The organism is Thalassospira marina (assembly GCF_002844375.1).
In the GTDB taxonomy this organism is placed as follows: Bacteria; Pseudomonadota; Alphaproteobacteria; order Rhodospirillales; family Thalassospiraceae; genus Thalassospira; species Thalassospira marina.
Genome location: NZ_CP024200.1, coordinates 66,495 through 91,344, shown reverse-complemented (window position 1 = coordinate 91,344; position 24,850 = coordinate 66,495). Strand labels below are relative to the sequence as shown.

Here is a 24,850-nt window from a genome sequence, read left to right as displayed (position 1 = left end):
CCTGGACGACATCACGGGCACGAGGGGTGGCATGTCCACCCCTTGTTGCTTTTCGGGGAGATACACCCTTTGCGGGGAAAGAGGGATTGGTGTTTAACCCAGAATGGAAAATAAATTTGCTTGCCTGCTGCTGATTTCGGGACTGATCAGTACAACGACTTTACCAGCCACCGTTAACGCTGCGCCCCAGAATGGCGCGGACATGGCTTCTGCGACCATGACGAACGAGGACCAGCTCGCCCGTCAACTGGGCGAGGATGCTGCCGGTTCAACGGCGATGACACCGCTGTTTCGTGAAATTGCCAAAAGCATGAATGGCTCGGAAGTGCTGGTGAACCAGTTTCTGACCCAAACCGGCAATGAAACCGTGAAACGGCCGTTGCCGTCCGAATTGTCGTCCATGTCGCAAACGGATGCATCCGCCACAACACAAATGGCGGAGGGTAAACCCGAAGGGTTTATTGCCAAGGTGCGCCAGGCTGTTGAAACTCACCCGTCGATCAAAAGCACCATTTATGGGGCCCGCCAGGCCACCGACAGTGTTGATGAAGTCGGCGGTGCACTTTATCCGCAGGTCGATTTCGCCCTTGAAGGGGGCTATAATGTCGCCCGGGCAGATGACCGGGTTGCTGCAGATAACGACCCCGATGGTGTGTTGTCGGTCAGCCAGCTTTTATATGATGCCGGTGAAACCTTTGACCGCATCGATGCCGCGCGTGAAAACGTAACCGGCAGCAAATATGCAGCCCTTGATAGCGCCCAGCAATTTTGCCTGCGGGCCATTTCCGCCTATTTTGATATTGTCCGCCTGCAAACCAAGGTGTTGCTGGCAATTGACAATCGCGACCGCCACGAACTGATTTTCCGAAGTGTAAATGACCGCGCTGCCGGTGGGGCCGGGACATCTGCCGATGTTTTCCGTACTGAAGGGCGCCTGGCCGAGGCCAATGCCAACCTGACCGAACTGATTGGCGAACTGGACCGCATGCGTGCGAGTTACAAGGAACTGTTTGGCGATGTCCCAACCCATGGTGAACGGCCCGATTATATCCCCGATATTCCCAAAAATGCCGAAGTCGCCCTACAACATGCCCTGGGTCATAACCCCACCCTGGCCCAAAGCGAGGCCAGCACACGGGCGGCATCATTTGAATATGATGCCAGCAAAGCCGCCTGGTACCCCAAGGTTTCGGTCGTGGTCGAAGGCCGGCAATATGACCTTTCCGAACCGCGCGCCAATGACAACGAAATGCGGTTTTACCTGCGGTTTAACTATAACCTGTTTGATGGTGGCAGTGACCAGGCACGCGAAAGCCGGGCATCAAACCGCCTGTCACAGGCCAAGGAACGCGAACGCCAGTCCCGCCTGGAACTGGAACGCCAGATTGCCAGTTCGCTAAGCGATATTGCCACCCGTGAACAGCGCCTTCATGCCCTGTCACTGGCTGCGCGCGCGGAAAAAGAAACATTCCTGACCTATCTGGACCTGTTTTCCATTGGCCGGCGTGACCTTGTCGATGTGCTTGATAGCCAGCGTGAATTTTACCAGACCGCAAGTTCCCTGATTGACGCCCGCACCCTGGCGGACCTGTCGCGTTATGTGTTGCTGTCGCTTACCGGTGAATTGCTGCCCAGTTTTGGTATTGATGATTTTGGGTGGGAGGTGAAATGAACCGTTCCCTTGGCCGTATAACCCCGGTGAAGACAGTTTCCACCAAACCCGAAACAGGTGCAGCGCCCGTGCCTGATGAAGATGCGATGACCAATGCAAACCAGCAGCCTGATCGGGCAGCAGAAGCCACAACGGGTGCCACAACCGCGCCCAAAAAGCCGATTGATGATGAACCTGCGCAGCCGCGTGTGACAAAAGCCGAAAATACCGCCCGGGCTGTTGATTATATTGAACAATGCCTAGTTTATCTGTGCCGGCATTATGACATGTCTGTCACGGCAAATTATTTTCGCAATCTGGGCGATGGCAACCACGAAACCGGCCCGCAGTTTTTTGCCGAAATGGCGCGCAAGGTTGGCCTTGCCTGCATTGCCGGGGATGTGAAACTTGAAACCTTGAACCATACAACCCTGCCGGTTGCAGCCTTTCTGGATGATGGCAAGGTTGTTGTGATTGTCAGCCGCGAAGGGCCACATAAACTAGCCGTTTATGACCCAGATTTTGGCGATGCGCCGGTGATCATGTCGGTTGCGGATTTGCGCGGGGTGTTTAGCGGGCTTGGCATTGCCGTGCGCCCCTATTTCCGCGAAAGCCAGCATGTTGACCACCAATTGGCAAAACGGGGTCGGCACTGGTTCTGGTCCGCACTTGCCAAAAACAAGCCGATCTATTTTCAGGTTATCGTTGCTGCCGCCCTGACCAACTTTTTAAGTCTGACGGTGTCGCTGTTTACCATGGTGGTTTATGACCGCATCCTGCCTAACGAAGCGATTGATTCCCTGATCGCGATGACGGTGGGTGTGGGCTTTGCAATCTGTTTTGATTTCACCATCAAAATGCTGCGCGCCCATTTTATTGATCGGGCGGGGATAAAGGCCGATCAGGAAATTGGCAGCGAAATTTTCGATCATTTGCTGGAAATGCAAATGAAGGACCGTCGCGGGTCATCGGGTGCATTTGCCAATACGCTGCGCGAATTTGAAACCCTGCGCGAGTTTTTTACCTCCGCCTCGCTGGTCGCGCTGGTTGATATTCCCTTTATCATGCTGTTTTTGTTTGTCATTTATGGCATTGGCGGGCCGCTGGTGCTGGTTCCCGCGATTGCGGTGCCGACAATCATTATTCTGGGCATTGGCGTTCAGCCCCTTTTGGCCCGTTATGCCCAGTCTGCCTTTGAAGAAGGGCAGACCAAGCAGGGGGTTCTGGTTGAAACCATTTCCGGGCTGGAAACGGTTAAAACATCGGGTGCGGCCCGTCTGATGCGCCAACGCTGGAAAGACAGCCTGAAATTCCAGGCTGGTGTCGGCGCGCGCAGCCGCCGTATTTCGCATATGGTTGTGAATATGACGGCATCGGCACAGCAGGTGTCGCAGATTGGCATTGTCGTTTTTGGTGTTTTCCTGATTGCCGCGGGCGAAACCTCGATGGGCGCGCTGGTCGGGTCGGTTATTCTGGTGGGGCGGGCATTGGCGCCGCTGGGTCAGATCGCACAGACACTGACACGCCTCAACCAGGTGCGCACATCCTATCGCAACCTGAATGGCCTGATGAAACAATCCACCGAACGCCAGGATGGACGGCATTACCTGTCGCGTCCGCGTCTGGCGGGCCGGATCGAATTTCAGAATGTCAATTTTTCCTATCCCGGGCAGAACATTGCCGCTTTGCGCGATGTATCGTTTGTGATTGAACCGGGCGAGAAAATTGCCCTTCTGGGGCGGATCGGGTCGGGCAAAAGCACGATTTTGCGTCTGATGCTGGGCCTTTATGAACCCGATAGCGGATCGATCCTGATTGATGGAACCGACATCCGCCAGATTGACCCTGCTGACCTGCGGGCCAATATATCGGCCGTGTTGCAGGATGCCTGGCTGTTTTCCGGCACGGTGAAACAGAACATATCTGTTGGCGCCTATCGCCCGAATGACGAGGAAATCCTGCGGGCATCGAGCCTGTCGGGGGCGCACGATTTTATCAGCCGCCATCCCAGTGGATATGACCTGATGATACAGGAACGTGGCGAGGGCCTTTCGGGCGGGCAGCGGCAATCCATTTCGCTGGCGCGCGGTTTGGTCGGTGCGCCGCCTGTATTGTTGATGGACGAACCCACCAGCATGATGGACATGCAGACCGAACAACTGGTGGTGAACCGCCTGCGCGAGGAAGCCAAGGACCAGACCATTCTGGTCGTGACCCACCGGCCCAGCATGCTTGATCTGGTTGATACGGTTCTGGTGCTTGATGGTGGGGCGGTTGTTGCCCGTGGCCCAAAATCCATTGTGAATAAAAAGATGCCAACCGCTGGCCAGCAAAGCGATGATGTGCCGGGTGAACAAACGCCCGTATCATCGCCAATGGCGGCTAAGCCGGGCAATCCCGCCGTGCAGGATGATGCCAACCATGCCGGGGATGGCGGGATTACGGATGCAGAGCCATCGGATGGTCGCGATGACCCTGCTGTATCTGGCAATGGTGCGGCACGGGCCTTTCGGCGGATATCGAAACTGCGTGCTGCGCAGCCCCAGCCGGTTGCCAAAATTGTGCGGCATAGTGCGGCAGGCCTTGATGCCGCGGCAGATAGCAGCGTGATTGCGGCAAAGGCCGTTTCGGGTCAAGCCACCAATCAGCAGGCTGGTGGTAATGACGGGGATGATGCTGTTTCACCATCGGCGCGTGCCGCCGTGGAAGCAATCGAGCCACAAACGGTTATAAATCGCGCAGAAATGGGCGATGAAAAGGAGAACGGTAATGCGTAGCCGTGATCTTAATTCCGAAATCATTCGCCAGATAAACGGGCGGAAGTCGTTTTTCTCTGGCTGGGCATTGCTGGCAGTGATCGGGCTTTTTGTTGTCAGCATGATCAGCTGGGCCGCCGTTGCCGAGGTTGACGAGGTCACGCGCGGGTCGGGCAAAATCATACCGTCGCAGGATTTGCAGAAGGTGCAAACCATGCATGGTGGCATGATCAAGGATATGCTGGTGCATGAAGGGCAGAGCGTCCATCGTGGTGATTTGTTGCTCGTGCTTGATACCACGGCATCGCAAAGTGAATATAACCAGCTGGAACAGAAAAAATTCGCGCTGCAGGCCCAGATCGAACGTTTGACGGCCGAAATCCAGGGGGTGGAGCTTAAATTTTCGCCCGGTCTGGCCGAAAGTTCGCCTGCTGTTACCCTGACCCAGCAACGCCTGTTTGAAGGCCGCCGCTCGGAACTGGCATCGGAACTGGCCGTGCTGGAACAGCAGAAACGCCAGAAGATCAAGGAAATGGGCGAAGCCCAAAGCGAGCTTGATACCGCGACCGAAGGATTGACCCTGTCGCAATCTGAAATCAGTATGATCCAGCCGCTGGTGGAACGCGGGATCGAACCGAAACTGTCGCTGATCCAGTTGCAGCGTACCCATGCCGAATTGCAGGGAAAACAGCAGACATCAAAAATCCGCATCGAACGGTTAAACCTTGCCCTGGCCGAAATTGCCGAGCGTTTCAAAACCATGCATGAAACCTTCCGCAAGGATGCCTTGCAGGAGCTTTCAAAGGCAACCGCGGAACTGGCCGAACTCGAAGAAAGCCTTCCGGCCTATGCCAGCAAAGTGGACCGTTCGGAAATTCGCTCGCCGGTTGATGGTATTGTGAACCAGATTTTGAAAACCACCATTGGCGGTGTGGCCCAGCCCGGTGAATCCCTGGTCGAAATTGTACCGATTGACGATGATTTCCTGGTCGAGGCCCATATCAAACCGGCCGATATCGGCTTTTTGCATCCGGGGCAGCGGGTAAAGGTTAAACTGACGGCCTATGACTTTGCCCGTTATGGCTCGCTTGATGGCGAACTGGCAACCATTGGTGCAGACGTTATTGAACTGCCCGAAACAAAGGAACCGGTTTATCCGGTTGTCGTGCGGGTGTTTTCCCGCCTGACCGATGCCAGCGGCAAAGCACTGGATATTGTTCCGGGTATGGTGGCGGAAATCAACATCCTGACGGGCAGCAAAACGGTTTTGAATTATTTTGTCGAGCCTGTCGTCAAGGTGAAGAAAAACGCCTTTACCGAAAGCTGATGGTGCCGGGTTTGGATGCGGATAACCCTTGTTGGGGGCGTTTTCGTTCTCGTCCCCGTCCCATCATCCGGGATAGCGGTAATGCAACACAGCTGATCCAATTGGTTTGGCGGGTTCCGAACGCAAAACCAGCGACGTTGTAACCGCGCCGTGGCGCGCGATGCTATCGACGATGGATTCAAGGTCGCCCGGTGTTGGCACCAGCACCTTTAACATAAAGCAATCCTCGCCGGTTAGCCGGTGAACTTCGATGACATGGGGCATGCTGGCGAAATGGCGCAGGCAGGGCTGGATATGTTCATGGGTGGTTTTCAGGCGGATAATCGCCATTAATCCCAATCCCAGTGCCGCCGGGTCAATGCGCGCACCATAGCCGGTAATGATACCCCGTTCTTCCAGCCGTTTTACCCGTTCGGACATGGCAGGTTGCGACAGGCCAATGCGCCGCCCCAGTTCCGAAAGCGGGGTTCGGGCATTTTCCTGCAGGGCTTCGATAATTGCGATATCAAGCCGGTCGATTGCTGGTTGTGTCATGTGTTTGGTCCCGCCTTAAACCGTTAAGTCATCGGAAAATTCAAACATTTGCCGATGACTTGCCATGTACGTTTTTTAAATATTACCCATAATTGGCGTCAGAAATGATGGATTTTTCAAGGACGCCCAACATGCAACACCCCATTGTGGTCCTGCCCGGTATTGGTGGGTCTGGCGAAAATCACTGGCAAAGCCTATGGGAACGCCGCTGGAAAAACGAAAATGCCAATATTGTGCGTTTCGCCCCGCCAGACTGGAACCAGCCAAAGCTGGAGGACTGGCTTCTGGCGCTCGATCAGGCAATCACGGATATTGGAAAACCGTCGGTATTGGTTGCACACAGCCTGTCATGCCTGCTTGTGGCACATTGGGCGCATTGGCGGGGCCAACTTGCCGCCCAATTGGTGCGTGCGGCCTTTCTCGTTGCGGTGCCCGACCCGGATGGATCCGCCTTTCCCCCACAGGCCCAAACATTCAAGGCGGTGCCGCGCAATCCATTGCCGTTTCCTGCACTGGTGGTATGCAGCACCAATGACCCCTATGGCACGGTTGATTATGCCAAATCCTGCGCGCAAAGCTGGCAGGCCGATTGTGTGGCGGCAGGGGCGTTGGGGCATATAAACGGTGCCAGCAATATCGGTGATTGGCCACAGGGACAGGCACTGTTTGCATCGTTTTGCGCGGCGTTGGCTTAACAGCTTGGTGCAAAAGAGGGTTTTGTCGATAAAACACGATTGCAGGGCAGGGGCGAAGCAGGCTTAAATATTGCGATGTTAGAAAGGCTTGTGCCAAAGAAAGGCAGCAATGACAGATAAAACAGATCCGGTACGTTTTATCACCCGGACATCCGATGGCGTTGATATTTCCGGGTTTGAATGGCGGCCAGAAACCCGTGAAGGTGATGAGCCGGTCACCCGCCCTGTTGTGATCATTTGCGCGGCAACCGCTGTTCGCTGCCGCTATTATGCGCGCTTTGCCCGTTATTTATGCCAGCATGGTTTTGATGTTCTGACATTTGATTATCGCGGCATCGGGGAATCCCGGCCGAAAAAACTGCGCGGTTTTCGCGCGGGCTGGGGCGAATGGGGATTATTCGATGTCGAGGCCATTTTACAATATGCCCAAGCCCGTTTTCCTGGTCAGCCGCTTTATGCCGTTGGCCATTCGATTGGCGGTTTTGCCCTGGGCCTGGCACCATCCAGCCATTTGTTAAAACATGTGGTTACGGTTGGGGCGCAATTTGCCTATTGGCGCGATTACGCATTGCAATCCCGCCGGCGCATGTTCATGAAATGGCATATTTTCATGCCGGTGCTGGCACGATCCGTCGGCTATTTTCCCGGCGCGCGGCTGGGCTGGCTGGAAGATGTGCCAAGGCACGTTGTCCATGACTGGAGCAGGATGGGCCCGCGCGCCGAAAACAGCCTGTCTTTGCCATTGGCAGCAAACCGGCTGCAACAGCATTTTGCGGCCATGCAGGCGCAATTACTGGCAATTGGCTTAACAGATGACCCGTTTGGCACGGTTGCTGCCGTGGAACGGTTATTATCCTATTACACTGGTTCAAATCGCACCCATCTGCGCATAGCGCCAGATGATATTGGTGTGGAGGATATTGGCCATTTCGCCTTTTTCCATAACCGTTTTGAAAACAGTTTATGGCCCCTTGCCCTGGGCTGGTTACAAAATGGCACATTGCCAGATAATGCACCGGGAATGGTGCGAACCCCCGATCAGGAACAGAACCATGGTTGAAATCAAACAGGCCCGTGCCGCCGACCGCGCAGGATGGGAAGCATTATGGCGCGAAAACATTGCCAACTTTGGCGCGCCGGATATGGGTGATGATGTGATCAACACATTATGGCAGCGGATTGTGGACCCAAACCACCCCATGCAGGCCTGGCTTGCCGTTGAAAACGGTGCGGATGGCGTGATGGATGATAGTCAAACGGAAGGTTATGGCGAGGGCAGCAAGGAGAGCAGCAGGATCGTGGGCCTTGCGCATATCATATTGCATCCGCATACCTTCTCAGTGCGCAATGTCGCCTATCTGGAGGATTTCTGGGTATCCGATGATCAGCGCGGCAAGGGCATTGGCCGTAAAATGATTGCAGCCCTGGTGGATGCCGCCAAACAGCAAGATTGGGGGCGGTTATACTGGCTGACCGCCAACGATAACGTCGCGGCCCAGCGCCTGTATGACCGTTTGGCAGACCGCGTTGACGCCGTTTTATACCGGATTGATACCGCCTAAAGCTGAAAGCATTCGGGCGATGGCAGTTTGGTTTTCTGCCATCGCCATATCTTTGTCAGGGGATAATTTCCAGAACCGGCGTTTCAAGAACGCTATCGCTGATGACATCGGCGATACCCCGGTCTGTCTGATGCGGGCCGACATTGCAGGCAAGTGTCGCCCCAAACAGTGCCTTGAACACCAGATAGGGCGGGTTCCAATCGACAATGCGGTCGGTTGCTGCACGGATGGCGGCAAATTGTTGGGCGGTTTCGCCCATGGAAATATCGGTCAGCAAGCCGCATAAAGGCAGCGGTAACAGGGCATCTATTTTACCATCCGATGCCACTGCCATGCCGCCGCCTGCAGCAATAACTGCATTTGCCGCAACGGCCATATCTTCGGCATTGCCGCCAAAAACCGTCAGATTATGGCTGTCATGGGAAACGGTGGTGCAAACTGCGCCGCGCCATTTTCCCCACCCGGTCAGCAGGCCCACACGCGGGCGGCTGTCGGCCCTGCCATGGCGGTGGGCAACCGCAATTAACGTTGTTTCTTCGGGCGGAATGACAAAACCGTTGCCGATATTGGCCGTGATTTCGCCCCAGCGGGTAAAGCGTGGCTGGTCAATGGTGGCAAGGCGGGCCTTGCTGCCGTTTCCTTCCACGCGAATGCGGAAATCATCACTAACAAGCGGCGCGATTTTCATGGTGTTGTGTAAAACGGCGCTATTTTGGGCTGGGGCCGGTTCGCATAGGGTTCCATTTTGTGCTGCCAGTTTGCCATTGGCAAAAACATGGCTGGCAACGAAATTTTCCAGATCATCAAAAATTGCGATATCGGCACGTTTGCCCGCGGCAATCAGGCCCAGATCAGCGCGGCCCAACCGGGATGCGGCATTAAGGGTAGCGGCGCGCAATGCCCAAATGGCGGGCATGCCATATGACACCAGCCGGCGCACCACATCGTCTAACCCGCCTTTTTGCGCCAGATCGTCGGGGAACACATCATCGGTACAAAGTGAAAGCGTTTGCGGTAAAAATCCAAGCTCGTTCAGGGTTTTAACAAAGCCTGGCAACAGGTGGTCGTGTGATCCGCGCATTTCGACATGGATACCCGTCCGCAATTTTTCCAGCAAATCCTCGTTTGATGTCAGTTCGTGATCGGAACTGACACCGGCCACCATAAAGGCCTGCAGGTCGGCCCCGGTCAGGCCGCGGGCATGACCACACACCATTTTGCCCGATGCCAGGCCTGCCTGCATGATATTGGTCATGCGATCTGTCCGGTTGATCACGCCGCGCATATTCATGACTTCGGCCACACCGGCAATTTCCGGCCAGCTTAAAATATCGGCCATGGCGGTACCGTCAAAATCCGCACCCGAAAGCTCCAGCCCCGGGGCGGCGGGCACGCAGGAAGGTGCCAGCACAAGTGCGCGCAGCGGCAGGTTGCGTGTGGCATCAACCGCCCATTTTACCCCATCCTTGCCTAATACATTGCCCAGTTCATGCGGGTCCCAGACAATGGTGGTCACACCACGTGGCACCACCGTTTGGGCATAAATGGCCGGTGTGACCATTGAACTTTCGACATGCATGTGGCTGTCGATCAGGCCCGGTGTGATGAACTTGCCGGTGGCATCAATGGTTTTTTGGGCAGCAATGAACTGGCCGGGGGCATGGATACTGGCAATCAGCGGGCCAACAAGGCCGATATCGGCAGCGCGAATTTCACTGGTGACCATATCCACAATCTGCCCACCGGTGATCAGGTAATCAAAGGGGGCATCACCGCGTGCGCATACAACTGCACGGGTGCGCAGGGCTTCGTCATTCAGATCAGTGGGTTCGCTGGTTCTGGTGTTCATTTTTCGGCTTCTGCTTGCAGGGCGGCAAAAATCATTTCACGCGCGGTGACGGCATCAACGCGCACGGCATATTCGCCGTTTTTGGGCGCGGCTGGCCTTGGGTCAACAATGGTGCGCCCGCGTGACGGGCCGTTGTTCAAATCAACGGTGATATGGGCCGGGGCAAATTCGATCACATCATCGCTGACAACCGAAATGGCAGCACACGGGTCAAACAGGGCCATGGCCGCGCGGCCCCGCGACAGGGCGATATTGATGTAACCCTGTGTCAGATCGGCCAAAAGGGCGGCATTTTTGCCCCCGGCCGCGCGAATGGCCTGGACATCATCGGGCGCGGCCTGCACCTGGCGGCATAAATCCAGGTCGACCATGCGAAAAGGTACATTATGGGCCAGAACAATCGCCAGGGCCTCAGGGTCGGCAAAGGCATTATATTCGGCCGATGCCGTATGGTTACCAAGGCTGATGGCACCACCCATCCATGTGATCTGGTCAATTTTCGTGGCCATTTCAGGCCGGGCCAGCAGCAGGGCGGCAAGATTGCCAAGCGGGCCTAGCGCCAGAATATGCCTGTCTTCGCCGGCGGCAGATGGCTTTTGTAACCAGTCGCACAGGGCATCAAAGGCCGGGATGGCAGGTGCAAGGGGAACATCGGGCAATGTTTTGCCGGCGGATAACATGCCGGTTGCACCCATAATACGTTCTGCCGTTTCCAGGGTGCCAAGGATGGCGCGTGTGCGGCCCATATGAATAGGAAATTGCCAGGCAAACAGGCTGGCGGCTGCAGCAGCATTTTTTGCCACCTGAGGTAACGGGCAATTGCCCGCCACCAGCGACATGCCATCAATGACCAGACCGCCATGGGAAACGCACAGCACGGCGGCAATGTCGTCAAAGCCCATGTCGGTATCGATCCAGATTCCCATCAAAGGCCCCCAAACCGGGAAAGCGGTGCTGCTTTTTCAACATTCAGGTCAAAGGCAACGTTACTGCCAAACGGGTGAACCGGCAGGGTGGCGTCACATTCGGCCTTGATTTGGCCAAGCGGCGTATCAAGCAGATATTCGCGTGTGCCACCAGCAAAGGATGTACCACGCACCTGGCCCTGATGCGGGCCGGAACCAAGGGTGATGGTGCCGGGACGCCAGGCAAGGCCCATGGTATTGGGCGGGACGGTGCCGCGCAGGTCGATATGCTGGCTGCCGGTTTTCAGCATGCCATTTTCCAGGGCAAAAACATTTTCAAAGCCAACGAAATCGGCAACGAAATCCGAAATCGGATGGTTATAAATTTCCTCGGGCGTGCCGATCTGTTCGATATGTCCGTCTTTCATCACGATGATGCGGTCGGCCATGGCCAGGGCTTCAACCTGGTCATGGGTGACGAATATCATGGTTACACCGCTTTCCTTTTGTACGCGCTGTAATTCGGTGCGCATTTCAAGGCGCAGGCGGGCATCCAGGTTGGATAACGGTTCATCCAGAAGCAATACCTTGGGTTCCATCACCATGGAGCGCGCCAGCGACACACGCTGCTGTTGCCCACCGGAAAGTTCGGCGGGCTTGCGGGTGGTGAATTTCTCCAGCCCTACGGTTTTAAGGCCCTGTTTGACCCGTGAATCAAGATCAGTGCTCTTAATCCCCATCAGGCGCAGGCCAAAGGCAACGTTTTCATACACATTAAGGTGCGGAAACAGCGCATAGGACTGAAACACCAGCCCGACAGGCCGTTTGTTGGCAGGCGTTCTGGTAATATCAGCACCATCCAGGCGAATGGTGCCCGATGACGGGGCCAGCAAACCAGCAATCGCCCGCATGGTCGTGGTTTTGCCGCAGCCTGACGGACCCAGCAATGCCACCAGTTCCCCCTTGCCGATATCCAGATCCATTTCCGGCACGGCGATATTTTTGCCGTAAGACAGTGTCAGTTTTTCAAGGCTGAGAAATTTTGAATCAGACATAGCGGGAAAATCCTAGGAAACGTTCGGCCAGAAAAACAATACCCAGCGACATGAAAGCCAGCAGTGCTGACAATGCCGCAACCGAGGGGTCGTAAGTGATTTCCATATAGGCCAGCATATCGATGGGCAGGGTGCGTATACCGGGCCCGGATAAAAACAGCGATACCGGCACCTGGTTGAAACTGGTGACAAAACCCAGAATAAAGGCCGCGAGGATACCGCCGCGAATATTGGGCAGCACCACCCGGAAAAAAGCCCCCAAACGGGACGCGCCAAGCAAAACGGCGGCTTCTTCGATGTCGGACCGCAAATTGGTCAGGCTGGCGGAAACAACCCGCACAGCATAGGGCAAAATAAGCGCGGTGTGGGCGACAAACAGCGCAAAAAGAATGCCGGTATTAAACGGCACCACAAAATAGCGCAGCAGTGCCAGACCAACGATAATGCCCGGCACAATAATGGGCGAGGACACAATGGTACGGATGGTTTCAGCACCCGGCACCTTGTAGCGCGACAATGCATAACTTGCCGGTACGCCAAGCAACAGCGCCATCAATGTACCGCCAATGGCAAGAAACATGGAAATGCCAAAGCTTTGACGGAAGCTTTCGATTTCAAAAACCTTGAATACCCAGCGCAGCGACAGGCCCTGTGGCGGAAAGGCAAGGGTTTCACCAGCGGAAAGGGATGCGGCAATGATAATGGCAAACGGGCCGATCAAAAAGGCCAGTACCAGCAGCAAAACAATGGGGGAAAACAGGCGCGATGTCATTTCTTGTTCCTCGCCGTGGCCAGCCGTTTAAGCAGCAGGTTTGCCGAAAAGGCCATGACGATCAGGATCAGCGCAATCACGCTGGCCGATACAAAATCATTGGCAACCGTGACCCGCTGATACATCAGGGTTTCTAGCATCAAAACCTTGGACCCGCCCAGAATGGCAGGGGTGATATAGGCGGTCATGGAGCCGGTAAAAACCAGCGTACCACCAATAACCAGCCCTTCGCGGGTGAGCGGCAGGATGACGCGGGTAAACACCTGCAACCAGTTCGCGCCCAGCACGCGGGCGGCGGGCACCGCATCGCGCGGCATGTTTTCAAGCGCACTGATCAGGGAAATGATCATCAGGGGCAAAAACAGTTGCAGCAGGCCAATGAAAACGGCGGTTTCGGTAAACAGGAAGCGGATGGGTTCGTCGCTCAGGCCAACGGCCATCAGGGCCTTGTTGACAAAACCGGTGCGCCCCAAAATGACCAGCCAGGCATAGGTACGCGCGACCGGTGATATCATTAACGGCAGAACAACCAGCCCCGTCACACGGCCCTTGCCTTTGGCCGGCAGGTTCACAATCGCAAAGGCTGCGGCATAGCCGATAATCGCTGCCGCAGCAGTTACCATTGCGGCCAGTTTCAGGGTGCGTAAAAACACCGCCTGATTAAGCGAATGGGAAAAGAAATCGATATAGGCCTGGATAGACCAGCCATCGGCCGTATGGAATCCTTCGGATAAAAGGATAATCACGGGAACCAGAAAAACGGCTCCGGCAAAAACGGCAGCAGGCAGGACCAGTGCAATGGCTTCGGCCCGGTTCTGAAACATTTTGGTTGCTCTGTAGGGATTGGTCGGTAAACGCCCGGCGTGGTGGCGCAAGGGGCGGTTATTTCATTCGGTATTTCGCGGACAATGTTAGGGTTTGGCAGGGCACCCGATGGCGCCCTGCCGCCCAATATTACTGGCCGACTTTTTCGTTCCACTGTTCAAGCCAGGCATCGCGATTATCAATCATGACGTCTGACGGGATCAGGTGCAGGTTGGCAACCGTATCGGCGCCATAGGTCAGGTTATCGGCAATGTCGTCGGCAACTTTAACGTCCTTGTTGGCCGGGCTGTCCACCAGGCCTTCGGCAAGTTTGGTCTGAATGTCGGTCGACAGCCAGAAATCCATAAATTGCAGGGCAAGATCACGATGTTCGCTGCCTTTGGTCAGGACCATCACATTCATGCCGCCGGACTGGCCTTCTTTCGGGGTGGCCCATTTGATTGGCAGGTCCATTTTGGAAAAACCTTTCCAGGCAAAACGGCCAATCGGTGCCGCCCAGATTTCTTCCTGCTGCATAAGCTGAACAAGCTGCGAAGACCGGACATAAAAAGTCACGATATCGTCTTTGTGCTTGCCGACTTCCTCGATCGGGCCTTTCAGGCTGGTGTCATCATCGCCCATGGCTTTGCCCAGCATATAAAGGGTCAGCGGGCCCTGGCTGGTGGTGATGTTGGGCAGGGCAACATGGCCAGCCAGCTTGTCAGACAGAAGATCCTTCCAGGATGTCAGGTCGATCTTGTCGGAACGATAGGCAATCGAGCTGGTATAGAAGGTGTAACCAAGGCTGTAACCATCGCCATTGGGGTCTTTGGCGATGTCATAAAGCTTGTCGAAATTTTCAAGCTTGCTGGTATCGATTTTGTCGGTCAGGTCCTTGCGGTGGGCCGCAAGTGCATCCTGCGAGGTCATCACGGCAAGGTCGACAACCGGGTGATCCTTGTTGGCTTCCATCTTGGCGAGACGCTCAACCGAATTGCCGGTTTCAACAACCAGTTCGCAGCCGCATTTTTCCTCGAACGGTTTATACAGGATTTCCTTGAAGGCATCCTGGGCAAAACCATAAACCGAAATTGTCAGCTTGTTTTCGTCAGCCTGCGCCGCATTAAGGGATGCGATCAGCGCACATGAAGCCAGCAGCAGTTTTTTCACAACGTCTCTCCATTGGGAAGGGGTGTTTGGTCAGGGGTTGCCGGGCCGGTGGAAGACCGAATGATCAGTTCCATCGGAACCCTGGACGTATCAGCCATGACGGTATCGGGGACCGTTCGTTTTTTTGAGCTTGCAGGTGTCGGTTTTTTATCCCGGTTGCCGGTGATTTCGCTAATCAGTGCGGCAACCGCGATTTTGGCAATTTGTGCCATATCCATATGGACAGTGGTCAGGGCCGGGGTGACGACGGGCGAAAAGATAAGGTCGTCAAAACCCGTAACGCTGACCTGTGCGGGCACGCGAAAGCCCGCTGTTTGCAGTTCCGTCAGGACCCGCAGTGCCAACAGGTCGGAAACGGTTGCAATTGCGGTAACGCCGTTTTTCACCAGGTCCGGCAGGTTAAGTGATGCCGTTGTGCCGCCCTGGCGCAAAATAGGTTCCAGCCAGATCGTCTGGCATGAAATATCGGCGGGGAAGGCCGCGCGCATGCCGCCGATGCGGTCATTTTGCACATTTGATGCCGGGTCATTGCCCAGCAGCAGGATGTTTTTATGGCCCAGCCCGGCAAGGTGATGGGCAATCTGTTCGCCGCCATGCCAGTGATCGGCCGAAACGGTATTACCCGGTGTTGACGGGGTATCGACCATAGCAACAGGGCAGCCCACCGTGCCAATGCGCGTCCCACGACGGGGAATGACAATAAGCCCGTCAACGCCACGTTCAATCAGTCGGCCGATGGCGTCGGTCTGGGTGGTGACTTCACCGCGGGAATCCGCAATCAGCACGCCATAACCATTGGCTGACGCCGCGCTTTCCATCGCCTGGGCAATTTGCGGGAATAAAGGGTTGGCAATATCAGGCAGGACAAGCCCCAAAACGCCTGACCGGCCCGTGCGTAATGCCCGCCCGGCATTGCTGGGCACATAGCCCATATCGCTGGCTTTTTTGCGAATTTTCTTTACTAGATCAGCCGAAACCCGGCCCTTGCCCGACAGGGCATTGGACACAGTTGCCGATGAAACCCCAAGGGCTTCGCCGATCTTGGTTAGATTTGGACCTGTTCGCTTGCCAGCCATTCAATACCCGAAAGCAATATGTGCCAAAACGATGATTAATCGATTAAGCAAACGCTAGTCGAGTCTTTGAAAAGAGTCGAGAAGAAATTGAGGCAAGGTTAGGGGAACTTATTCCGCAGGTGCGAGGCGATTTATAAGTATTTGAAAAACAACAATTTCAAATTTTGCGAATGACAGACAAGGGAAAGCGCGCCGCCAGGGACGAGGTTTTTCTTGACAGCTTATCAGTCAGAACTGTAGCATAAGTTCACAATAATGAACAAGTTCAAAATACTGAACTTTAGAAAATACCGGAGGAAAGATGAGTGGTCGTGGGGCAGAACGTATTCTTGAAGTGATCGAATGGCTGGCACGCCAACCCGCCGGCCGAACTCTGACGGATGTTGTTGCCAATCTGTCTCTGCCCAAAAGCAGTGCGCTGATGTTGTTACGTACATTGGTGGAAGCTGGATATGTGCGCCGTGATGAGGCGGGCCTTTACCACATTCGCCGATTACCGGGAGAGGCAAGTGCCGACAGCCGTGCCTGGGGCACGGTTTTGCGACTTGTCGATGCCAGCTTGCGCGAAGCAGTCCGTCTGACCGATGAAACCGGATTTATTGGCGTTTTTGATGATGTGCAACAGGTGCGGTACCTCAACAAGGTGCTGCCGGCACGCGAAATTCGCTATGACCGCGACATTTCGGTGGCGCGTATTGCCGCACATGTTGCCACCGGGCAGGTGTTACTGGCGGGGTTAACCGATGCCGCATTAAGTGCCTATTGCGCTGATTTGGCCCGCGAGCGTGATGATGTCGACATTAACGAACTGATTGCACAAATCAAAACGGTACGGATCGACGGTTATTCATTGAATTTGCAGGGACGGGTCGAAGGGGCGGCTGGTATTGCGGCGCCCATTTTTGACCGGAACGGAAATATGGTTGCGGCACTGAATATAGCAGGGCCACGCGAAAGAATTGCGGCACGGCAGGATGAAATTCTGTCTGTCGTTATCAAGGCAGGGCAACAGGCTTCGGCCGCGCTGTCGGAAATACGTCGCGAAAGCCGATAAAAACAGGTTTTCCGACGCCAGGTCGATGCAATTTCCATCCTACGGGAAAACAGGACATGAAATTGCGATTTAAAAAACATTGGGAGGAAGAAGATGACATTCACGAAATTGATAAAAGGTGCACTGGCCGGGGCTGTTGCCCTGTCATTCGCCGGGGTTGCACAGGCAGATGATTTTCCGTCACGTGGTATTGAATTTGTGGCCGGTTATGGCCCTGGCGGCGGGCACGACACCATGTTGCGTGCCATGGCAAAGGTAATCCAGAATAACGAATTGTCGGAAGTTCCGATTAATGTGGTTAACAAACCCGGTGGCAGTTCTGCAGTGGCCCTTGGATATTTAAATTCGCATAAGGGTGACGGGCATTTTCTGATGTCGGCAACATCCTCCTTCATTACGACGCCGCTGACCTCGAATGTCGGGCTTGATTACACCAATTTCACCCCGATTGCCCGCCTTGGTGTTGATCCGGAATTACTGGTTGTTAACGCATCTGGCCCCTACAAGACGCTTGACGACATTGCAAAAGCCGACAAGGTTTTGAATGTGGGTGGTACGGGCACCGGAACAATCGAGAACATCGTTACCATCAAACTGGCCGAAGCCCTTGGCAAGAAACTGAATTACATTCCGTTTCAGGGTGACGGCGAAGTTGTTTCAGCATTGCTGAGCAATCAGGTTGATTTCACCATTACCAATACTGGCCCGGTTGGTGATTTCATTAAAACCGGTCGCTTTAACGCGCTTGCAATCAGCACCGAAAAACGTGTCGAACTGTTTCCCGATGTCCCGACCTTTATCGAACAGGGTTATGACATCAATCTAAGCCTGTTTCGTGGCGTTGTAGCTGCAGGTGATATTGGTGATACCGAAAAAGCCTACCTTTTGAAAATGGTCAAGGCGATGAGCGAAACCAAAGAATGGCAGGAAAATTACATTCAGCCGAACTCGGTTGTACCTGACTTTCTGGGACCAGACGAATTTGCTGAATATCTCAAAGGTATGAATGATGTTTACAAAGCATCGCTGACCAACCTTGGTATCATCAAGTAAAAAACTTCCGAAGAAACGGAGTTCTCCATGAAAATTTCGGAGATCATTCTTCTGGGCGGGCTGTCGGTATTTTCCGGCAGCCTCCTGTGGGGCAGCCTTGACATGCCCTATTCAACCGACACCACGTTTGGTCCGGGTTTTATTCCGCTTAACATTTCCATTGCTTTGCTGGCATTGGTTGGTGTTGTCGCTGTTCGGGCTGTGTTGCGTTCAAAACGTGGCTTTGTTGCTCCGCAAGATACTGCTGCACACGGCGGGGATGGGGGCGAAAATAGCGGCGTGGAAACGTTGGGTGCTTTTATGCTTGGCGGCGCAATTGTTGCAATTGCGATCAGTATCTATGCCATGTCGTATATTGGTGTGCTGATCCCGCTTGGTTTTTTGCTGGTCGTTCTGTCGTGGCAGTTTTCGGGGCACGGGTTGCTTAAATCTGTTGTGATCAGCCTAATTGTGCTGGCGGCGATTTACCTGATCTTTTCGATTTGGTTGCGCATCCCACTTCATTGACCGCCCATCCCTTGAACATCTGTTCTGGAAACAGTCATGCTTGATACTCTCGCCAGTCTCAGCGGCGGCTTTGAAACCGTGCTGACTTTTCATAATATTGTTCTGATTTTCCTTGCCGGAATTATCGGAACTGTCATTGGGGCTCTGCCCGGCCTTGGCCCGTCGGCGGGTATCGCGCTGATGCTGCCTTTGACATTTGGCATGCCCCACGCATCGGGCTTGTGCCTTTTGACCGGTGTTTACATGGGGACCATGTATGGTGGTCGCATAACGTCGATCTTGATTAATACGCCCGGCGATGCGCCCGCGATTATTACGGCCCTTGAGGGGTATCCGATGATGTGCAAGGGCAAGGGTGGCCTGGCATTGGGTATTTCGGCAATAAGTTCGTTTGTTGGCGGATTTTTCGGCCTCGCAGTGCTGGTGTTCTTTGCACCCGTGGTTGCGGAATATGCCATTTTCCTCGGGCCGCCGGAATATTTTATGCTGATGCTAGTGGGCCTTAGCACGATTGTACTGTTAGCAGGTGCAGATGTTTTCAAAGCATTGATCGTTACCTGCTTTGGCTTTTTGGTCAGTACCTTTGGCAGCGATTATATTTCTGGTCATGTCCGGTTTGCGTTTGTGCCTGAATTGATTGAAGGCGTTGATTTCGTTGCCATCATCATTGGTCTTTATGGCCTGGGAGAGGTTTTTTATAATCTTGAACGCAAGATCGTTCTAAATTTGGGTAAACCAAATTTCGGTTTTTCCGATTACATTCCCGGTAAAGCAGACCTGAAAGAAGCATCCGCCCCAACAGTACGCGGATCAATTTTGGGGACATTCATCGGTATTCTGCCTGGTGCTGGCGCCACAATTGCGACATTTCTGGCTTATGCGCTGGAACGTAAATTGTCAAAAAGGCCCGAAACATTTGGCAAGGGTGCGATCGCCGGTCTTGCCAGCCCCGAAGCTTCAAACAATGCTGCCGTTCCGGGATCGCTTATCCCGCTTATTACGCTGGGCATTCCGGGGTCCGGCGGAACAGCTATTATGCTGGGTGCGTTGATCATGTTTGGGTTGCAGCCTGGCCCGCTTTTGATGGTTCAGTCCGGCGATGTGGTTTGGGCCATGATTGCCGGTCTGATTTTGGCAAACTTCTTTTTGCTGGCATCAAATGTGTTGTTGATCCCGTTATTTGTGAACCTGCTGCGTCTGGTGCAAAAGCATTTGCCCAGTATTGTAGTTGGGCTTTGCATTGTCGGGGCGTTTTCGCTGAATTACGGCACATTTAATATCTGGATTGCACTGATCTTCGGCGTTATCGGCTATTTGATGCGGAAGAACGACTATCCGACTGGTCCGTTTATTCTGGCAGTGGTTTTGGCACCGTTGGCGGAAAACTATTTCCGTCAATCGATCATGCTTGCCCAGGGGTCATGGAGTATCTTTGTCAGTCGTCCGGTTTCATTGACGCTGGTAGTGTTTATGGTTCTGGTGGTTTGCGCCAGCATCATCAGCAAGCAGTTTTTACGTCGCCGCCGTGTCGGCACCGAATAGCATTATACCGCGACTGAACCTTGGTCTGGTCGCGGCTTCGTAAAACTGAATTTTCAGAATAAAAATATAGAATTGAAGGACCGAATTTTCATGGATGCATCCACATCACATTGGCGTAAGGCAGCCTTTACCCCCGAACAAAGCGGTGCTTTGAAAGGGCTTGTGGTTGTTGACCTGTCCCGTCTTGTGGCGGGAAATATGACCTCGCTGCAATTGGCTGATTTTGGTGCCGATGTTATAAAGGTTGAACCGGTTTCATCGGGCGACCCGTTACGGGCGTGGCAAAATGCAGGTGTTTCGTCTTTCTGGAAAGTTTACGGGCGTAACAAGCGCAGTATTGCCCTGGATTTTCGCAAGGATGGCGCGATTGATATCTTGCGCGGCCTGATCGCCCACGCCGATGTGCTGATTGAAAATTTCCGCCCCGGCACGATGGAAAAGATGGGTCTGGCACCTGATCAATTGCGCAAGGATCATCCGGGGTTGGTGATTTTGCGGGTGTCAGGGTTTGGTCAGACCGGACCCTACAGCCCGCGTCCGGGTTTTGGCACGATTGTCGAAGGGATGTCGGGCTTTGCGCATCGCAATGGTGAGGCCGACGGAGGGCCGTTATTGCCGCCGCTGGCCCTGGCCGATATGATCGCCGGTTTATATGGCGCGTTTTCGGTGATGACGGCCTTGCGGGTGCGCGATGATACCGGGCAGGGGCAGGTGATTGATCTGTCGCTGCTGGAACCGATTATTTCAACCCTTGGCCCTGAAGCGCTGGATTTTGCCCTGATGGGCAAGGCAAAGCCACGGGTTGGCAATGGCTCAAATACATCAAGCCCGCGCAATGTTTATCAAACGGCAGACGGGTTGTATGTGGCCCTTTCTGGGTCGATGCAGCGCATGGCAGAACGCCTGTTTTGCCTAATGGGCCGCGACGATATGAACAGCGACCCCCGCTATGCCACCAATGCGGCCCGTGTTGCTCATCGGTCGGAGGTTGACAAAATTGTTGGCGACTGGATCGGCCAATATACCCGCGATGAAGTGATGGAAAAATTTGAAGCTGCCGAAATAACGGCATCACCGCTTTATAACATTGCCGATATTCATGAAGATCGCCACTTTATCGAACGTGGCGTTTATGTTGATGTGCCTGATGATGACCTTGGTGAAATCGCCATGCACAGCCCAGTTCCGCGTTTGTCTGATACCCCTGGCACCATTCGTTTTGCCGCCCCCCGGCTGGGCGAGCATAGCGAACAGATCTTGCGCGATATTGGATATGATGATGCCCAGGTCAAAGCCGCCTTTGAAAGTGCTCTAGTTAGCCGGAGTAAGGATAAATGACGGTTTTGCCGGATCAACCGCATTATTCTTGGCGATCATTGCTATATGTGCCCGCCAATAATCCGCGATTTGTCGGCAAGGCCCAGCAGCGCGGCGCTGACGGCGTGGTGTTGGACCTTGAAGACAGTGTTCCCGATACCGACAAGGAAAATGCCCGCAATCTGTGCGCCGAAGCCATTGCCGATATGACTGATGGCCCCAGCGATGTATTGGTGCGGATCAATGCCAGCCTGCGGCAGGCTATTCCCGATCTGGAAAAAATTGTCCAGCCGGGTTTAAAGGCCATTTTGCTGCCCAAGGCCGACAGGCCCGATAAAATTGCCTTACTGGCAGAAACCCTTGATGAACTGGAGGCCGAGCGCGGCATTGCGCCAGGCAGCATCAAATTTATTCCGATGATCGAGGCCCCGGCGGGCTTTTTTGCCGCCAGTGATATCGCCACGGCGTCGTCGCGTTCGATCGGCTTGCTGTTGGGCAGCGAAGATTTCGCGACTGAGGCCGGTATGGAGCCAGACCCTGAAGCCCTGCTATTACCACGCCAGCAACTGGTATTTGCCGCGCGCAAGGCAGGGCTAGTGCCGTATGGTTTGCTGGAAAGTGCGGCCGATTATTCCAATGTTGAAAAGACCCTGGAAATTGCGCTGCGTGCTGCCCGGTTTGGCTTTGAAGGGTCGACCTGTGTGCATCCGGCACTGGTGCCGGTTTTAAACCAGGCTTTTTCCCCCAGTGTTGAGCAAATTGCCCATGCCCGCGAGGTGATGGCAACCCTTGAGACCGCAGCGGCACAAGGCAAGGGCGCGGCGGTTCTGAAAGGCCGCATGATTGACGCCCCAATGCGCAAACGCGCCGAAAGGCTGCTGGTTCGTGCACAGCGTTTCGGATTGATCTGACTTTCAGCGTTAGAGTAGCACAATAGAAAAGCGGGAAACGGCAATGGCTGTTTCCCGTTTTTGTTTTTCCGTCGGGATAATCAGGCAGCAGGCCAGACCGATTGCAGTTTTTCGCCGGTCAGCAGGCGGTCGCGGGCGGATTGTTCGTTTTTACCCAGATCATCGGCAGCATTGGCAATAGCGACCAAATGTTCCTTGGGCAGGGCAACAACGCCGTCAATATCAGCAAAAATAACGTCGCCGGGGCGAATGGTAACGCCTGAAATGGTTACAGGGACCTGTGAATGGCGGGGTTCCTTTTTACCCGTTACACCAACCGGGCTGGGATGGGTGCCAAATAGCGGATAACCCAGTTCACGCACCTGGGCTAGGTCACGGACCGTTCCGTTAACGATGGTGGCGGCAAGGCCGCGGGTTTTTGACCCGGTTGACATCAGTTCGCCCGTGCAGGACCCATCGGCACAGGATGCATCCACCACCATAATGCCGCCCTTGGGCGCATTATCGATGGCATTATGATACACATCCTGCGGTTCGCCTTTGCGGTCGGATGGTTCGAACAGAACCGTCACCGCCGGGCCGCATACAACTTCGCCCGGTGCCAGGGTACCAAACAGGGAAATACCGCCAAGGTAACCCCACAGGCCCAGATGTTCCATGCTGTCGTGAATGTCGCCGGAATACCATTTTTTCAGGCGTTCAATGGCATCCCAGTCGGTATCGGAATAATCGAATTTATCGGTGGTCATTCTTGGGTTTCCTTGTTTTGGGCCTTGGCGATGGCGACCTGCAAATAGGCGCTGCTGTTATTGATATGCGCAGCGATTGCTTCTTTCGCGGCGGCTTCATCGCGGTTTTTGATCAACTCATACAGGCGTTCATGTTCGGCACAGGCAACATCAAGTGATTTGACCGGCACCCGGCTGGTGACACGGATGACATCGGTAATCAGCCCGTAAAGATTGTTGTAAAGAACGGCCATGACATCATTGCCAGCCGACTGAACCAGTGCGCGGTGAAAGGCAGCGTCGCAATCGGTGAATTTGCCAAATTCGCCAGCCTTTGCCGTTTCACGCAGCTTGTTCATTGCTGCGTCAATTTCGGGTGTGATCGGGTTTTCACGCGCAACGAGCGCGCCGATCACCTCGACCTCGATCATGCGGCGCACATCCATCAACTGGACCAGATAATCCGGGTTGGTGGAAAAAAGCTGCCGCACGGTTGTTGCCAGCGTGCCCAGAAATTCGGCCACATCATCGCGAACGATCATTGCCCGTTCGCCATGCTTGCGCCGGACCAGACCCTTGGTTTCCAGAATTTGCATGGCTTCACGCACAGAACGGGTGCTGACATTGAAATCCCGGGCAATCGCGCTTTCCGATGGTAACCGCTCGCCAATCGGCAGGCTGCCATTTAGAATCCGGTTTTCAAGGTCTTCCGCCACACTAAGATGCAGTCTTTCGCGATCTGCCGGGCGGGCTGCCCCCTCTATCACCATGCTGTAAATCCTCCATCAACCACAACGTTTGATCCCGTCATATAGGATGACGCGTCAGATGCAAGAAAACGTATGACGCCATTATATTCATCAATCTCGGCCTGGCGACGCATGGGGACGCGATCAAGGAACGCATCGATGAATTCCTTGTCAAAGCTGGCGGTTTTTACCCCGCCAAATGAAATAAGGTTGGTACGCACCCCTTTGGTGCCCCAATAGGTCGCAAGATAGCGCGTCAAATTCAAAAGGCCGGATTTCGATGCCGCATAGGAAATCGCCTTTACAAACGGCACACCATCGCGTTCCTCGCGATAGGCATAAAGCGCCTGGTTGGGCGATACCATGCCGTAAATCGACCCGACATTAATGATCGAGCCACGGCCTTTTTCGGCCATTTTGCTGCCAATCACCTGGCTGGTCAGCATGACCCCGGTCAGGTTGGTATCAATGATTTCATCCCAGTAACGCTGGGGGTAAACCTCAAACGGGGCATTTTGTTCGGCTGACCCGTCGGGTTTGGAATCAATCCCGGCATTGTTTACCAGCACATCGGGCACGCCCCAATCGGCAATCAATTGATCGGTTGCTTTTTGCAGGGCTTCCTTGTCGGTGACGCTGGCAACATAAACCCGGATATTGTCGGAAACGCCGGGGAATTTTTCGGCGATCTGATCGCGGTCAAACGGGCGGCGGCTGTAAATCGCAACCTTTGCGCCGGCTTTGGCCAGGGATTGCGAAAACTGCGTGCCCAACTGTCCCAGACCACCGGTGACGACGATGACTTTGTCTTTGACGCTGAAAATATCAACCAT

The 24,850-nt window shown here is 54.4% G+C and carries 23 protein-coding genes; 12 read left to right on the top strand and 11 right to left on the bottom strand.

The genetic code is table 11. The annotated features are described in order from the left end of the window. Positions 1–202: 202 nt before the first annotated feature. From CSC3H3_RS20950 to CSC3H3_RS20940, 3 genes are read left to right on the top strand one after another with little or no spacing between them, the layout of a single operon-like run. The gene (locus CSC3H3_RS20950) at positions 203–1,672 is read left to right on the top strand and encodes a TolC family outer membrane protein (RefSeq protein WP_157831978.1); all 1,470 of its coding nucleotides are present in this window, start codon (positions 203–205) and stop codon (positions 1,670–1,672) included. Beyond that, complete coding sequence (locus CSC3H3_RS20945) at positions 1,669–4,428, top strand: type I secretion system permease/ATPase (RefSeq protein ID WP_245881422.1); 2,760 nt, start codon at positions 1,669–1,671, stop codon at positions 4,426–4,428. The genes CSC3H3_RS20950 and CSC3H3_RS20945 overlap by 4 nt, the downstream gene beginning before the upstream one ends. Then, the gene (locus CSC3H3_RS20940) at positions 4,421–5,734 is read left to right on the top strand and encodes an HlyD family type I secretion periplasmic adaptor subunit (protein ID WP_157831977.1); all 1,314 of its coding nucleotides are present in this window, start codon (positions 4,421–4,423) and stop codon (positions 5,732–5,734) included. Before CSC3H3_RS20945 ends, CSC3H3_RS20940 begins: the two co-directional genes overlap by 8 nt. 63 nt (positions 5,735–5,797) lie before the next feature. On the opposite strand, the gene CSC3H3_RS20935 is transcribed toward CSC3H3_RS20940, so the two are convergent. Next, positions 5,798–6,268, bottom strand: coding sequence for an Lrp/AsnC family transcriptional regulator (locus tag CSC3H3_RS20935; RefSeq protein ID WP_101286401.1), 471 nt, complete (start codon positions 6,266–6,268; stop codon positions 5,798–5,800). 131 nt (positions 6,269–6,399) lie between these two features. Between CSC3H3_RS20935 and CSC3H3_RS20930 the strand changes: the two genes are divergently transcribed. The 3 genes from CSC3H3_RS20930 to CSC3H3_RS20920 all read left to right on the top strand — a co-directional run bounded on the left by CSC3H3_RS20930 (position 6,400) and on the right by CSC3H3_RS20920 (position 8,525). Further along, complete coding sequence (locus CSC3H3_RS20930; protein ID WP_101286400.1) at positions 6,400–6,963, top strand: RBBP9/YdeN family alpha/beta hydrolase; 564 nt, start codon at positions 6,400–6,402, stop codon at positions 6,961–6,963. A gap of 109 nt (positions 6,964–7,072) precedes the next feature. Further along, on the top strand, positions 7,073–8,023 hold the full coding sequence (locus tag CSC3H3_RS20925) for an alpha/beta hydrolase family protein (RefSeq protein WP_101286399.1): 951 nt from the start codon (positions 7,073–7,075) through the stop codon (positions 8,021–8,023). Beyond that, a complete protein-coding gene (locus tag CSC3H3_RS20920; RefSeq protein WP_157831976.1) occupies positions 8,016–8,525 on the top strand; it encodes a GNAT family N-acetyltransferase in 510 nt (169 codons plus the stop codon). The genes CSC3H3_RS20925 and CSC3H3_RS20920 overlap by 8 nt, the downstream gene beginning before the upstream one ends. Before the next feature lie 55 nt (positions 8,526–8,580). On the opposite strand, the gene CSC3H3_RS20915 is transcribed toward CSC3H3_RS20920, so the two are convergent. From CSC3H3_RS20915 to CSC3H3_RS20885, 7 genes are all read right to left on the bottom strand, one after another. Continuing rightward, complete coding sequence (locus CSC3H3_RS20915; RefSeq protein WP_101286397.1) at positions 8,581–10,374, bottom strand: adenine deaminase; 1,794 nt, start codon at positions 10,372–10,374, stop codon at positions 8,581–8,583. After that, positions 10,371–11,300, bottom strand: a complete 930-nt coding sequence (locus CSC3H3_RS20910) for a nucleoside hydrolase (protein ID WP_101286396.1) — start codon at positions 11,298–11,300, stop codon at positions 10,371–10,373. Before CSC3H3_RS20910 ends, CSC3H3_RS20915 begins: the two co-directional genes overlap by 4 nt. Continuing rightward, complete coding sequence (locus CSC3H3_RS20905; RefSeq protein ID WP_101286395.1) at positions 11,300–12,334, bottom strand: ABC transporter ATP-binding protein; 1,035 nt, start codon at positions 12,332–12,334, stop codon at positions 11,300–11,302. The genes CSC3H3_RS20910 and CSC3H3_RS20905 overlap by 1 nt, the downstream gene beginning before the upstream one ends. Then, the gene (locus CSC3H3_RS20900) at positions 12,327–13,106 is read right to left on the bottom strand and encodes an ABC transporter permease (protein WP_101270890.1); all 780 of its coding nucleotides are present in this window, start codon (positions 13,104–13,106) and stop codon (positions 12,327–12,329) included. The genes CSC3H3_RS20905 and CSC3H3_RS20900 overlap by 8 nt, the downstream gene beginning before the upstream one ends. After that, positions 13,103–13,930, bottom strand: coding sequence for an ABC transporter permease (locus tag CSC3H3_RS20895; protein WP_101270892.1), 828 nt, complete (start codon positions 13,928–13,930; stop codon positions 13,103–13,105). The genes CSC3H3_RS20900 and CSC3H3_RS20895 overlap by 4 nt, the downstream gene beginning before the upstream one ends. Before the next feature lie 130 nt (positions 13,931–14,060). Then, the gene (locus tag CSC3H3_RS20890) at positions 14,061–15,080 is read right to left on the bottom strand and encodes an ABC transporter substrate-binding protein (protein ID WP_101270894.1); all 1,020 of its coding nucleotides are present in this window, start codon (positions 15,078–15,080) and stop codon (positions 14,061–14,063) included. Further along, entirely contained in the window at positions 15,077–16,156 is a 1,080-nt protein-coding gene (locus CSC3H3_RS20885; RefSeq protein WP_101286394.1) for a LacI family DNA-binding transcriptional regulator, read from the bottom strand. The genes CSC3H3_RS20890 and CSC3H3_RS20885 overlap by 4 nt, the downstream gene beginning before the upstream one ends. A 301-nt stretch (positions 16,157–16,457) precedes the next feature. On the opposite strand from CSC3H3_RS20885, the gene CSC3H3_RS20880 reads away from it, so the two are divergent. From CSC3H3_RS20880 to CSC3H3_RS20855, 6 genes are all read left to right on the top strand, one after another. Next, on the top strand, positions 16,458–17,210 hold the full coding sequence (locus CSC3H3_RS20880) for an IclR family transcriptional regulator (RefSeq protein WP_101270898.1): 753 nt from the start codon (positions 16,458–16,460) through the stop codon (positions 17,208–17,210). A 93-nt stretch (positions 17,211–17,303) separates the two neighbouring features. Next, on the top strand, positions 17,304–18,263 hold the full coding sequence (locus CSC3H3_RS20875; RefSeq protein ID WP_101270900.1) for a Bug family tripartite tricarboxylate transporter substrate binding protein: 960 nt from the start codon (positions 17,304–17,306) through the stop codon (positions 18,261–18,263). 27 nt (positions 18,264–18,290) lie between these two features. Next, a complete protein-coding gene (locus CSC3H3_RS20870) occupies positions 18,291–18,770 on the top strand; it encodes a tripartite tricarboxylate transporter TctB family protein (RefSeq protein WP_101270902.1) in 480 nt (159 codons plus the stop codon). Positions 18,771–18,806: 36 nt separating this feature from the next. Further along, positions 18,807–20,312, top strand: a complete 1,506-nt coding sequence (locus CSC3H3_RS20865; RefSeq protein ID WP_101286393.1) for a tripartite tricarboxylate transporter permease — start codon at positions 18,807–18,809, stop codon at positions 20,310–20,312. A 90-nt stretch (positions 20,313–20,402) separates the two neighbouring features. Further along, complete coding sequence (locus CSC3H3_RS20860; protein WP_101286392.1) at positions 20,403–21,650, top strand: CaiB/BaiF CoA transferase family protein; 1,248 nt, start codon at positions 20,403–20,405, stop codon at positions 21,648–21,650. After that, positions 21,647–22,540 (top strand): HpcH/HpaI aldolase/citrate lyase family protein, encoded by an 894-nt coding sequence (locus CSC3H3_RS20855; protein WP_101286391.1) that lies wholly within the window; start codon positions 21,647–21,649, stop codon positions 22,538–22,540. Before CSC3H3_RS20860 ends, CSC3H3_RS20855 begins: the two co-directional genes overlap by 4 nt. 80 nt (positions 22,541–22,620) lie before the next feature. On the opposite strand, the gene CSC3H3_RS20850 is transcribed toward CSC3H3_RS20855, so the two are convergent. From CSC3H3_RS20850 to CSC3H3_RS20840, 3 genes are read right to left on the bottom strand one after another with little or no spacing between them, the layout of a single operon-like run. Continuing rightward, complete coding sequence (locus CSC3H3_RS20850) at positions 22,621–23,289, bottom strand: RraA family protein (RefSeq protein ID WP_101286390.1); 669 nt, start codon at positions 23,287–23,289, stop codon at positions 22,621–22,623. Next, a complete protein-coding gene (locus tag CSC3H3_RS20845; protein ID WP_101270910.1) occupies positions 23,286–24,038 on the bottom strand; it encodes a FadR/GntR family transcriptional regulator in 753 nt (250 codons plus the stop codon). The genes CSC3H3_RS20850 and CSC3H3_RS20845 overlap by 4 nt, the downstream gene beginning before the upstream one ends. Further along, the gene (locus CSC3H3_RS20840; protein ID WP_101286389.1) at positions 24,032–24,850 is read right to left on the bottom strand and encodes an SDR family oxidoreductase; all 819 of its coding nucleotides are present in this window, start codon (positions 24,848–24,850) and stop codon (positions 24,032–24,034) included. Before CSC3H3_RS20840 ends, CSC3H3_RS20845 begins: the two co-directional genes overlap by 7 nt.